Origin of the sequence: Treponema sp. OMZ 838 (assembly GCF_000775995.1) — a bacterium.
Classification (GTDB): domain Bacteria; phylum Spirochaetota; class Spirochaetia; order Treponematales; family Treponemataceae; genus Treponema.
Window position 1 is genome coordinate 1470170 of sequence record NZ_CP009227.1, and the last position, 12661, is coordinate 1482830.

Below are 12661 nucleotides of genomic sequence, written 5' to 3' on the forward strand. Positions count from 1 at the left end.
TTCTTAAACAGCCTGTATCTTAGTGAGTATAAAAAAAAAACGGCCTTTTACAAGCCCTCGTGTTGTTCCTTTTTAAAGTATAAGAAACCTCTCAAAATCTAAGCGATTTTTTAGAGATGCTTTATCGGTCTTTTCTCCGAAAATTGACATTTCAGGCGAATCGCTGTACATTGATACAATGATTGCAGATAAAATAATTAAAGCCGTTTTCGGTTCACAGCACGAACGGGACATTAAAGCATTGCTGCCCGTTCTTCATCAGATAAATGAAAAAGAATCATGGGCGCTTGCTCTTGCCCCGGAAGATTTTAAGCAAAAAACAGCCGAGTTTAAGGAGCGGTTTGCAAAAGGCGAATCGCTCGATGCCTTTATCCCGGAAGCCTTTGCGCTTGCACGGGAGGCGGCGCGGCGTATTTTGCATGAGCGTATGTACGATGTGCAGCTCTTAGGTTCGCTGGTACTCCATTCGGGGCGCATCGTAGAAATGAAGACCGGTGAAGGTAAGACCCTGATGAGCATCGCAGCGTCATACCTCAACAGCCTTTCAGGGAAGGGTGTCCATATCGTAACCGTCAACGACTACCTTGCAGAACGCGACGCCGATTGGATGCGTCCCGTCTACACATACCTCGGTGTCAGTGTTGGGGCAATCTTGTCAAACATGGACAACGCCGCGCGGAAAGCCGCCTACAATGCGGACATCACCTACGGTACCAATAACGAGTTCGGTTTTGACTATCTGCGCGACAATATGCAGCTTACAATGGAAGAAAAAGTGCAGCGCGGCTTTTCGTTCGCGGTTGTGGACGAAATAGACTCCATCCTTATCGACGAGGCGCGTACCCCGCTCATCATTTCCGGTTCCGCCGAGGACGACACCAAGCGGTATTTCGATGTCGATAAGCTCGTCGATCAGCTTGAAGAAGTCAAAAAGAATCCCGAAACGGGCGAATATCCCAACGAGCTTGAAGGCGAAGAGATTGTCGGCGACTACACGATTGACGAAAAGAGCCGCCGCGTGTCCTTTACCGACTCCGGTATGTTGCACATTCAGGACATTCTGCAAAAACAGGGCTTGATCAACGGAAGCCTCTTTGAAGAAGAAAACTTTGAATACATCCACTACTTTACGCAGGCGGTGCGCGCGCACATCCTCTATCACATCGATGTCGATTATGTCGTAAAAGAGGGGCAGGTGCAGATTGTCGATGAGTTCACCGGCCGTATCCTCGAAGGACGCCGCTATTCGGACGGTTTGCATCAGGCTATCGAAGCGAAGGAGCATATCCGCATTGCCCAGCGCAACCGCACGATGGCGACTATCACTTTTCAGAACTTCTTCCGTATGTACGACAAGCTGTCCGGTATGACCGGTACGGCAGATACCGAAGCGGTTGAATTCAACAAGATTTATTCGCTTGATGTTGTGGTTATCCCGACCAACCTGCCGGTAATCCGCAAGGACGAACACGATGTGGTCTACCTGAACGAAGCGGAAAAATGGGAGGCGCTCTGTAACGAAATTGCCGAAGCGCATAAACGCGGACAGCCGGTACTGGTCGGTACGGTGTCTATCGAAAAGTCCGAAAAGCTTTCGGCGCTGCTCACCCGGAAAGGGGTTCGGCACGAGGTATTGAACGCCAAAAACCACGCACGGGAAGCGCTCATCATCGCGGAAGCGGGCGCGAAAGGCTCGGTTACGATTGCAACCAATATGGCAGGACGCGGTACCGACATTAAGCTCGGCGGCAGCCCCGAATTTAGGGCACGCAGGCGGGCAGGAACCGAAGCCGAGCCGGAAGTGTATCAAAAAATATACGAAGAAGAATACAAGAAGTGGCAGGAAGACTACAAGGAAGTCAAATCGCTCGGCGGATTGTATGTTATCGGTACCGAACGGCATGAAAGCCGCCGTATCGACAATCAGCTGCGCGGTCGTTCCGGACGGCAGGGCGATCCGGGGCGTTCAAAATTCTTCCTCTCCCTCGATGATGATTTGATGCGTCTGTTCGGCGGCGAAAACCTCAAGCGGGTGATGGCAAAGGTCGGTATGGAACCCGGCGAGCCGATTGAGCATCCGTGGCTCAACAAGAGTATCGAAAAGGCGCAAACCAAGGTTGAAGAGCGCAACTTCGATATCCGTAAGCACCTCCTTGAATACGACGATGTGCTGAACGAACAGCGCGGCTTTATCTATGAACAGCGCGATAAGATTTTGCAGGACGAGAATCTTGTTGAGCGCATTTATGCCACGGTAGAAGAATACCTTGATGATGCATTCGAGCAGTTCAAGCACGGTTCCCGCAAGGAAAAACCGGAAGAGCTCAAGGAACTGCAAGCAAATCTCAAGGCAAAGTTCGGCTACATCTTCAGTGATGAGGACACAAAGCTGGCTCAAACTGGTGATACCGCCGCACTGCAGCAGAAAATCTACACCGCGCTCAAAGCAAATATCGAAGAAAAAATGGCGCTCGCCGGCAATGAAAACCTCAATATGTTTATCCGCTATCAGTATTTACAGGCGATAGACCGTAAATGGCTCGATCACTTGGAAAATCTGGAAGCCCTGCGCGAAGCTGTCTACCTCCGCTCTTACGGTCAGAAAAACCCGCTCACGGAATACAAGCTTGAAGGTTTCGACATCTTCTACGCGATGCTCGACGAAATCCGCTTCTCCATTGCCTCCTTACTGGTATTGGTACGGATCAGTACCGACGAACCCGCTTCGCGTACACCCAACCGCCGCATTCCGCAAGGCTCCGCGCACCACAGCTCCATGGGTTCCTTCCATCAGAGCAGCTCCCCGATGAGTTCCAGCAGCAAGCCGGAAAACGTCCAAGTAGTACGCACCGCGCCTAAAGTCGGCAGAAACGATCCGTGCCCCTGCGGCTCCGGCAAAAAATACAAGCACTGCTGCGGAAGGTAAAACGGCATAACGCCGAATCTGTATGATATGACCGGGACACTCTTTGGGGTGTTCCCGTTGCAATTTTGTCCCTCTCCTGATTATTTTGAGGCAGCTTTTCCGGCACACCTGCAAAGCCGCCTTTTTGCTCTTTGTGTTCATAAATTATTCATAAATACATGCGATTCTATTCAGTAACAAGTTTGATATTTCCTCGAACTTGTTATCAGATACTGTACAGAGATGTGCAGTGCCCTATAGAAGGCAGTCCGCGGTCTTGGCGTCAGTGCCCTATCGACAGGATGTGATTTGTCTTAGCTTGTTTAGTGAGGATAGGCCTAATCTGCCTGTTGATGCTGTGTTCCGGTGGGCATTTATAGTAGAAAGATGTCATTGGTTTAATCCGCGATAGTTTAGATTGCAAATGGGGTGTTCGTATGATATTATGAGGAAGGGTCGAAAAGGTGTTATGTGGACGGGTTACTGGCCTGCTTTTTTAGAAGGAAAAATGAAGAAAGTATTTTTTATAACATCTTCAATTTTATTATTTCTTTTTCTTGTATATAGATTTTTCTTTGTCGGATTAATGTATGATGCATATGAAAATAGTAATGCAGAATATGAAGATTCAAATGTCTATATAGATTCATCTTTTTTTCCAAGTTATGATTATGAAGGCTATAATATTTTTTTTGTTCATTATCGTAGACGATATTATTTTCAATTTAAAATACAAAGCAAATCTGGGAAAATTATAAAAGCTGAAATTCTTAATAATGAATTAATAAAAAATGGAAATTCTTCTTCTTTTATGGATTCAAGTAGTTGGACTCGAAATGGACGAGAAATGGTATTTATGGATATAACAGAAATATACCATTCAGTAATTACTTCAAAATACGACAGAAAAGATGAATACCTTGAATATTTCAAAGAATATAAGACTGTAAACTTCAAACATGAAGAATATCCAGAAACAGAAGATTATTGTATTTATTTCGAAATTCCGATTACTTACAAAAAAGATAATACAGTGGAAATTAATTTGGAAATTAATCTTATATTTGAAGATGGTCATGAAGAAATTGTACGCCAACATTTCGGAGGAAAGAAAGATAGATATATAAATTTTCTTTAATTTTTTAGAAATAAGGTTTATAGAAAAAAGGAATATTTTAGAAAGCAAGTCGAGCTTGCTTTCTAAAATGAAATTGAACTTTAGGGGTTACGAGTACGCGGCTTAGGAAAAATATCATAATAGAAGGGTACGCTGTCAAAAACAGTACAGAATATTTCTTAATGAAAAAAGGAATTAAGAAATCTAATTCTGTAAAAGCAGTAATTTTTCCATAACACGGCTTCAACCTGACATTTGTTTTGTCACGAAAGTTGTTTGAGTGGCGCTGCTGACGAAGCACCCTTTTTATGCAACTTTCTCGCCAACTTTGCCGCTACTATACGCATCGGCAAAGCCACAAACGCAGGTTAAGCGTTAGTTATGGCGACAGGCCACTGGCCTGCTTTTTTAGAAGGAAAAATGAAAAGAACGGTTTCACTATTATTTATATGTATATATCTATTTAATTGCTATGCAATAAATTTTGCAATAACTTCTAAAAGTTATCCACATTGGTTTTTTCAACAGTATAATTTTTGTCATGAAGAAAATACCGGTTCTAAAAATCATAACAATATTGTGCTTTGGACTCATACCGTACAAACATGGCCATTTGGTATTTTGTATGATGTTTTCAGTTTTTTAGTAGATAAGAATATATCATGGGAAAAAATGATGATTTATAGTTTTTCCTATCAGTCAGAGAATGGAGAAGTTTTTATCATTAAAAATAAAATAATAAACAATCATGGATATATGTTTAATGAAATTAAAAAATATTGGTTGGTTAAAGAAATGAAAAATGAAAAAAACTTCATAGGAAAAATTGTATATAGTTTTGATGATGGCGAACTTATTACAGAATATACTGAAATAATAGTTTGGTAATAAAGGATATAATTTCAGGCTTGGACGAAGAAGCGGTTTTATGCCGCTTAGGAACAGTATAATATACAGTATAATATATAGAAGCATACGCTTCAAAAAATATAATTCTGTAAAAGAAATATTTTTGCCATAACACCCGCTTCAACCTGACATTGCGGACGAGCCGCAAATGCAGGTTAAGCGGTAGTTAGGCGGACACGCATTGGCGTGCAAGAAAGGGAAAAAATGGAAAAAATAATTGATTTTTATGAAAAAAGAATAAAAATTATTCTAGGTATAATTCTTGGGGTTTGCATATTAAATTGTATTATTTGCATCTGTAAAGATATAAAAGTTTCAGAAGCTTTATTAGGTTTTGGAATAAGCATTGTTTTTTTCTTTATAGCATGGGCAATAGTTTTTATCGTATTAGGTTTCCAGAAAATAAACCCGTTTTGTCCAAAATCTATTTTTAAGTTTTTTTGTTACTTCTTTATAATAGTAAGCACAATTGGTATTATCTTTGGAATAATAAATGATACAATTATTTGTTTACTAAAAGATAAAAACGATATGTTTCCTTTTGCATATTCTACATGTCCATTAGGTTTTGTTTACGGAAACATTTTTCTATATAGAAAAACTTTTGGTAAAGATAAAGAAATTGAAGTAAAAACAAATATCGAAATTACAGATAAAACTAAAAAGAAAAAAATTATAAAATGTGTTGTAATATTTTGAATTGGTTTTATCGGCGCTATAATTGTATGCACCTCTATTTTTTCATTATTTAAAAACTCTGAGCCATATAAGTATTCATTAGAACTTATTGAAAATAATCAGGATGCTATGGAATATCTTGGAGAAGAATATAAACTTCCAATTATAATTAGTGGTTCTATGAGTATGAATGGAAATGGAACGGGACAAGCATCTCTTTCGTACAAAATAAAAGGGAAAAATGGTATTTCAAGAGTGTATATCGATGCTGAAAAGGAAAATGGAATTTGGAAATATAACAAAGTAATTTTTTATAAAGAGAAAGGAAAAGCAGATTCAATAGATTTACTTTTAAATAAAGAATAACGCCTAACACCGTTTTCAAAGCCGACAAACGGACAAGCCGTTTGCGGTTTAAAACAATGTTAGATTGGCCTGTCTGTCGGCAGGCTCAAAAAAAGTAGTTGTTTGAAAACACAAGTAAGAAATCAAAGCTACTTTTTTATGGAGGCATGGAGAATAACAGTCTGTACATTTACTTCGATCTAAAATAAATTTATAGGAGTAATGAATTACATTTTAGATTTAAAAATCTTGATACTGCATGGAACGCCAGAGAAGAGATAAACAAAATAAGTAGTGGCTTGCCTGCAAGTGGAGGTTACGCCTCAGATTCAGTTATGCTTAATTTGAGTGGGATGGGGAAAGATTCTTCAGAGGCGGCAAGAAATGTACAGACAATTATAGATCGTTATGGCGGTGAATCCTGGTAAAGTACAAGAGTTAATGTGATAAAAATATAGAAAGAATATTTAATAAAAGTTATTGACAGCAAGTTCTTAGTTTGTATATAGTATAAGTAAGGAAAGTAAGGAGCTGTTTTATGGAACTTGCAAAAGTAACCTCAAAAGGTCAGATTACCATTCCTCTTACAATAAGAAATTTGCTTGGATTAAAAACTGGGGATAAAGTCTATTTTGAAGAAAGTAGAGGAAAAATTTATATTACAAACGCCTCTCAAATAACTTTGTCAAATGCTCAAGATCAAATGCAAGGAGAAGCAGGAAAAGTAGGCTTTCAAACAGAAGATGATGTTATTGCTTATATTAAAGAATTAAGGAAAGTACGTTGAGAGTTTTCGTAGATACAAATATCATTATTTCTGCGATACTTTTCCCTAGTGGTAAAACTGCTCGAGTTTTTTCCTATTTACTTGAAAAACATACAGTGATAATTTCTTCATACACCAAGGAAGAATGTGAAGAAGTTTTTAAAAGAAAATTTCCATTAAAAAGAGAACTGTTGGATATTTTTTTTGATGGAATTAGTTTTGAGGAATTTAATAGTCCGAATAAAATTGATGGAAAGCAATATCCGAAAATTCGTGACATAAAAGATTTACCGGTTCTTGCATCTGCAATTTTATCTGATTCGGATATTTTGATTACTGGAGACAAGGATTTTGAAGATGTAAAAATTGATAAACCATTAATTTTTACACCGACAGAATACTTTGACATGATTGAAGAAATAATCTAACACCCGCTTCAACGCTGACATTGCCTTTGCGGCAATGCAGGTTAAGCAGATGTTAGATGGATGCTTTCGGCGCACAAGATAAAAGGAGAATTTAATCTTGTTTGAGAAAATCAACGAATAAAAGTCCTTCGGACAATCTATTTATGTATAAAACACTTACCTGTTAAGCGCACCCTTGAGTGTCGGATTCAAGGTTTAAAAAACGAAATCTGTTCTAGCGAGTCAGGCTTCTAATCACGGAAATCAGTTTTTGCCGTTTCATAGGTTTTGAGGCCGAAATCAGCAGAAAAATACTAAAAAAGTACTTTGTTTTTTCTAAAAACATCATAGAAATGGTTAGATTGCAATATTATTTTTCAAAAATTGAGTTCCGTGGCTTTTAATTTTACTACAGTGCAAAAATATTCAAAATATGATATAATTCTGATTATGAAGATTTATCTTGATAGCTGTTGTTATAATCGACCATATGATGACCAAAATTATCTATCGATTTCACTTGAAACACAGGCAAAGTTACTTATTTAATTGCTTATAAAAGAAAAACGTCTAGACTTTGCTTCTTCGTTTATTTTGGATTATGAAAATTCTTGCAACCCATATAGTGATAGAAAAATTGCTGTAAAGAATTTTCTGGATGCCAATGTTTCTGATTATATAGGTAGTGAAAAATCGGAAGAAGTCATTACAAAGGCAAAAATAGTGATGGCAGCAGGTGTAAAAATGAAGGATTCTTGCCATATAGTTTGTGCTGAAATGATGAAATGCGACTATCTTTTGAGTACTGATAAACGTACGTTAAAATATAAAAGTGATACTGTAAGATTACTTAATCCGATAGAATTCATAGATTTGTTAAATGGAGGTAATGAAAGTGATGACTAAAATGATTGAACCACCAGCGACAATAGAGCTTCTTTCTCGTGGTATGGAATGTTTGGTGGAATCTTTGGGGATCGTTGATGCAGAATACTTTATTGCTGCTGTAAGAAGAGAACGTTTTGATTATACAAAATGGCAGCGAGATTATTTTGACAAGATAGATTTAAAAACTTTTGTTAATAATGCGAAAACCTATGCTCAAACTATGGGAAAGTAAAATCGTCTAACACCCGCTTCAACGCTGACATTTGTTTTGTCACGAAAGTTGCTTGGGCGGTAATTGTTAGCGCCGTTCAATACGCGAATTAAGCTGACTGCGAAGCTCAAAAGCCTAAAGGCTTTCTCCCTTCTTGCAGCTTATCCGCCGCCCCGTTAGGATGACGCCTTCGGCACAGGAGATAAAATGAAAAAAAATTTTATTTTAATTACATTAATGTTACTGTTGATTTCAAATATCTTTGCAGAAAAAAATATTATTTCTGTATTCAAAGATTCAAAAAATACAATTGATTTAAAAAAATATCTGGAAGACGGATTAAAAGAATTAAATATAGATATTACAAAAGAAATTCCAAAAGAAAATATATCTATAATAAATTATATTTTAAAATTTGCTTATGAAAATAATATTCATAAAATGAGAAATGAAAATGACAATGTAGTTTATACAAAAGAAACTGGTGAAGAAGCAGTTTTCAATAAAAATGGTGATTTAGTTACTAATGATTGGAATCAGGGTTCTTTCAATTATGGAAAATATGAGCAACCAATTAATAAGTTTTTACTTGATATATGGCCATGGTTAGTTTGGGGAAATACGAAAAATGATCCTACAACATTTGATGAAAGATTTTATTATTATTGTATGGATTTAGATCCTGGAATTCAGAAATATATTTTTTTAGAAGATAAATCACTATTAGAAAAAATAGAATATTCGAAACTAAAAGAAGAAGAAAAACTTGTATACCATTTTTTCAACTATTTATTCTTTAATGAAAATTTTAAATATAAATTAGATGAGAGAAATATTAAAAAGTATAAAAAGAGTGCAGAAAATTATTGGAAATATTTATCCCAAATAATGGAACTCAGTGGATATAAATAATAATGCCTAACACCCGCTTCAACCTGACATTTGTTTTGTCACGAAAGTTGCTTGGGCGGTAATTGCTAGCGCAATTCCCTTTTTATGCAACTTTCGCGCCAGCTTTGCTGTCGCTACACGCGACAGCAAAGGCACAAATGCAGGTTAAGCGGATGTTGGATGGACGCTGTGCGTCCCTCCAACGGGGCGGCGGAGCATCCGCCTGTTGTCCGGCGCACAGCGCCGTCCAACACGCGAATTAAGCTGACTGCGAAGCTCAAAAGCCTAAAGGCTTTCTCCCTTCTTGCAGCTTATCCGCCGCCCCGTTAGGTGCACGTCTTCGGCGGGCGAAGAAAATAATATCTGTAATTATTGATAAAGGAATAAATGTAAATGATTATTGAAAAAATTTGTGATTATGTAATTGAAATTATTGATGATAGAGAATATTCAGAAAACTCAACAGATAATATAATAATATACAAAAATATTTATAAAACTGATGATGAACGTATTAGTACAAAACATGGAATAGTAATAAAGGATAAAAATAATCAGATTCTTTCTAGCGCTATAATGCTTGCAAGTGGCGGAGCAACGGGAATTCATGAGAAGTCATATATTATCGAGAAAAATAGAATTCTATTGCTTTGCGTCTCAAATTGGTTGCTTTCATTAACAATACCAACTCTTGAATTAAATTGGAAAAAAGAAATCGACTCAGTAAGTGCTTTTGGAATCTATAAAATGAATGATGATTATATAGTTCATGGAGAACTTGAAATAAGCAGAATTAATATAAATGGCACAATTATTTGGCAAAATTCTGGATCTGATATATTTGTATTGCCGAAAGGAATTAATAATTTCTATATTGAAGATAATAAAATATTTACACAATCTTGGGATGAGAGAAAATATTGTTTTACTTATGAAGGAAAACTCACCTAACACTCGCTTCAACGCTGACATTGCCTTTGCCACAAATGTAGGTTAAGCGGATGTTAGACCGATGCCTTACGGTACGATAAACTGTACCTTTGAAAAATGGTGTGTATTTTTGTAAATTACAGCCTAAAACCCAAATTAATAGCTTAGGCTCTTTGAGTAAACGATGTTTTACCATACTGACTAATTAAGTAAGAAAAATAAACTTTTATCTAAGAATTTTAAAACTTATTAAGGAAATTAACGAAATATAAGTCCTTCGGACGGTCATGGAGAGGCTTTTATTCACAATTAGTAAAATATATGAGAGTCAGGGATTCTGCATTATAACTAACTAAATCATTGTGTGATATGAATGTTTAATCCACTTGACAGTTTATAAGTATTTTAAGATAATTATTTCGTAAAATATTACGAATATTAGAGGTGTGTATGATTGCTATAAAACCTGTTTCGGATTTGCGTAATTATAATGAAGTTTTGCAGGATGTTGCTGATGAATCGCCGGTTTTTCTTACTAGAAATGGCAGGGGATGTTATGCGGTGATTTCTATAAGAGATTACGAAAAATTGACGGCTACGAAAACTCTTTTTTCTGAATTGCAGAAAGGCGAAGAATCTGCTTTGCAAAACGGATGGCTGGACACAACACAAGTCAGAAAAATGGCAGGACTTTAATGTTTGAGATAAAAATTGCTCCGCAAGCGGCAGCAGACTTACTTGAAATTAAAAATTATATAGAAAATGAACTTCAAAATCCCATAGCAGCACATAATACTATTTCAAAAATTATAGAAACTTATGAAAATTTGATGTTCTCTCCAAATGGAGGGATTTCTGTGGAAAAATATGTTTCATTTCCTACCGATTATAAGTTTGTGCTTGCAAATAATTATTCAATATTTTATAGAATTGAAGACGAAGTTATAAGAATTGTAAGGATTTTGTATTCAAAAAGAGATTTTGTTCGTGTTTTGTTCGGTGAGAAGACCAAATAGCGTCTAACACCCGCTTCAACCTGACATTGCCTTTGCGGCAATGCAGGTTAAGCGTTAGTTATGTGTACAGACCACCAAGCACGCAAGTATAATCATAAACAAATTTTACTTTGCAATATTCGTGCCAATTAATTTAAAACACGCGGCAAAGATGTCAAATAAGGAAGAGATGAATTATGTAATGAAAGCGCTGTGGTTTACCGCGTTTACTGCGAACGGTTGCAAAATTAAATTACAGTCGCTTATTGCAACATTAAACGTAAAGAAACTTTCCTCTCAATAATTCGAATTCCGTAAAACCGATTGCCGAACATTCCGGAGCGGCGAGCTGTTTTTTTAATTATCAATGTGTTATTATAGTATCGTACTTCGATATGAAGTTTTAATAATTTTTTATACAACAAGGGGCATATATGAAAATCGGATTTGGAAGCGATCATTCGGGAGTTGCATTAAAACATATTTTAATGGAGCACGTTCGCAATAAAGGATATGAATGCGTCGATTATGGTGCGGCGGATTCAAAGGTTTCGGTAAACTATGCCGAATTCGGCTTAAAGGTTGCAGAAGCGATTAAATCGCACGAAGTTGAAAAGGGCATTATGGTGTGCGGATCGGGTGTCGGCATTTCTCTCGCCGCAAACAAAGTTCCTGGAGTGAGGGCTGCGGCGTGCAGCGAACCGTGTACGGCAAAGCTCGCCGTTGAACACAGCGACATAAACGCAATCGCCATGGGCGTATGTATCGTCGGGCCCGAAGAAGCAAAAATGATTGTCAATGCCTTTCTTGATGCCCGCTTTGAAGGCGGCGTATACACGGAACGGGTCGACACTCTTTCCGCTATAGAAAGAAAATACGGCAAATAAACACTGCGGCGAATCGGCGGCATTTGCGGGCTCTATCGCAATGCGATTTTTTCTATTTCCGCAGCCAAAATTTTTGCCGATGCCGAATTAAAATGAACGCCGTCTACGCTTGTGTTCAAACCTCGTGCTTTTGCGAATATGTCTTTACAGAACGGCAACAGCGTCATTATGACGGCATCTATAAGCCTGAACGTAAAACCGTGTTTCCACGTATAGGTGCGCTTGTCGGGTAGAAGCGTTTCTTTTTGCAGTTTGTATATATCGATAAAAGAATAATTATATTTTTTCGCCAATCGTTTGATAACGGCGTTTCTTTGTACAGTCTTTTCGTGCGGAAAATTTTTTAAGTTAATAAACGGTATTCCGAAAACGATTACGCGTTTGTTTTTTTCGGAGCATAAGTGCAAAAGCCTGTCATATTCGCGTTCAAAGTTATCGTCATTGTCTATGCACCGTTTTATTTTGCAGCGCAGATTCATTGTCAAAAACCAAAATAAAGAAAGGGATTTTAAATACGGCAGCAGAATATCGTTTGTACCGATTCCGAGGATGAATGTACCGCCCCTGTGTCGGGATTTATCGATTATTTTTTTGAGCTGGTCGTAAGCGCCCTTAAGCGTGTCGCCGTTTTTTCCTTTGTTTACGGCATGAATTTTTTTGTTTAAAAAATGGATATACGAATAGCCGACATTACCGAATGTTAAGCTGTCGCCGATACAGATGAGTCTCATT

16 protein-coding genes are annotated in these 12661 nt (G+C 37.5%); 15 read left to right on the forward strand and 1 reads right to left on the reverse strand.

The features are described from left to right. Positions 1-178 precede the first annotated feature (178 nt). From secA to rpiB, 15 genes are all read left to right on the forward strand, one after another. Positions 179-2926 carry a preprotein translocase subunit SecA gene (gene secA, locus QI63_RS06545; protein ID WP_044014912.1) on the forward strand — a complete coding sequence of 916 codons (2748 nt, stop codon included), beginning with the start codon at positions 179-181 and terminating at the stop codon, positions 2924-2926. 403 nt (positions 2927-3329) lie between these two features. Further along, a complete protein-coding gene (locus tag QI63_RS06550) occupies positions 3330-4043 on the forward strand; it encodes a hypothetical protein (protein WP_215904688.1) in 714 nt (237 codons plus the stop codon). Positions 4044-4403: 360 nt separating this feature from the next. After that, complete coding sequence (locus tag QI63_RS06555) at positions 4404-4910, forward strand: hypothetical protein (protein WP_044014916.1); 507 nt, start codon at positions 4404-4406, stop codon at positions 4908-4910. Positions 4911-5135: 225 nt separating this feature from the next. Next, the gene (locus QI63_RS12425; RefSeq protein WP_052185499.1) at positions 5136-5630 is read left to right on the forward strand and encodes a hypothetical protein; all 495 of its coding nucleotides are present in this window, start codon (positions 5136-5138) and stop codon (positions 5628-5630) included. A 21-nt stretch (positions 5631-5651) separates the two neighbouring features. Next, positions 5652-5975: a cytochrome c oxidase assembly factor Coa1 family protein gene (locus tag QI63_RS12430; RefSeq protein WP_255347350.1), complete on the forward strand. Its 324-nt coding sequence runs from the start codon at positions 5652-5654 to the stop codon at positions 5973-5975. 517 nt (positions 5976-6492) lie between these two features. Beyond that, positions 6493-6741: an AbrB/MazE/SpoVT family DNA-binding domain-containing protein gene (locus tag QI63_RS06565; RefSeq protein ID WP_044014918.1), complete on the forward strand. Its 249-nt coding sequence runs from the start codon at positions 6493-6495 to the stop codon at positions 6739-6741. Then, positions 6738-7148, forward strand: a complete 411-nt coding sequence (locus tag QI63_RS06570; RefSeq protein WP_044014919.1) for a putative toxin-antitoxin system toxin component, PIN family — start codon at positions 6738-6740, stop codon at positions 7146-7148. The genes QI63_RS06565 and QI63_RS06570 overlap by 4 nt, the downstream gene beginning before the upstream one ends. A gap of 528 nt (positions 7149-7676) precedes the next feature. Then, positions 7677-8033 (forward strand): hypothetical protein, encoded by a 357-nt coding sequence (locus QI63_RS06575; protein ID WP_235619641.1) that lies wholly within the window; start codon positions 7677-7679, stop codon positions 8031-8033. After that, positions 8023-8247: a hypothetical protein gene (locus QI63_RS06580; protein WP_044017143.1), complete on the forward strand. Its 225-nt coding sequence runs from the start codon at positions 8023-8025 to the stop codon at positions 8245-8247. Before QI63_RS06575 ends, QI63_RS06580 begins: the two co-directional genes overlap by 11 nt. A gap of 186 nt (positions 8248-8433) precedes the next feature. Continuing rightward, positions 8434-9138: a hypothetical protein gene (locus QI63_RS06585; protein ID WP_044014921.1), complete on the forward strand. Its 705-nt coding sequence runs from the start codon at positions 8434-8436 to the stop codon at positions 9136-9138. Between the two features lie 159 nt (positions 9139-9297). After that, positions 9298-9447, forward strand: a complete 150-nt coding sequence (locus QI63_RS12955) for a hypothetical protein (RefSeq protein WP_158506660.1) — start codon at positions 9298-9300, stop codon at positions 9445-9447. 63 nt (positions 9448-9510) lie between these two features. Beyond that, the gene (locus QI63_RS06590; RefSeq protein WP_044014923.1) at positions 9511-10068 is read left to right on the forward strand and encodes a hypothetical protein; all 558 of its coding nucleotides are present in this window, start codon (positions 9511-9513) and stop codon (positions 10066-10068) included. A gap of 429 nt (positions 10069-10497) precedes the next feature. Further along, on the forward strand, positions 10498-10743 hold the full coding sequence (locus QI63_RS06595) for a type II toxin-antitoxin system prevent-host-death family antitoxin (protein WP_044014925.1): 246 nt from the start codon (positions 10498-10500) through the stop codon (positions 10741-10743). Beyond that, positions 10743-11063 (forward strand): type II toxin-antitoxin system RelE/ParE family toxin, encoded by a 321-nt coding sequence (locus QI63_RS06600; RefSeq protein WP_044014927.1) that lies wholly within the window; start codon positions 10743-10745, stop codon positions 11061-11063. Before QI63_RS06595 ends, QI63_RS06600 begins: the two co-directional genes overlap by 1 nt. Positions 11064-11476: 413 nt before the next feature. Further along, on the forward strand, positions 11477-11929 hold the full coding sequence (gene rpiB, locus QI63_RS06605; protein ID WP_044014929.1) for a ribose 5-phosphate isomerase B: 453 nt from the start codon (positions 11477-11479) through the stop codon (positions 11927-11929). A 32-nt stretch (positions 11930-11961) separates the two neighbouring features. Here rpiB and QI63_RS13525 read toward each other — a convergent pair whose 3' ends face one another. Then, positions 11962-12660 (reverse strand): SGNH/GDSL hydrolase family protein, encoded by a 699-nt coding sequence (locus QI63_RS13525; RefSeq protein WP_044017145.1) that lies wholly within the window; start codon positions 12658-12660, stop codon positions 11962-11964. Position 12661 lies beyond the last annotated feature (1 nt).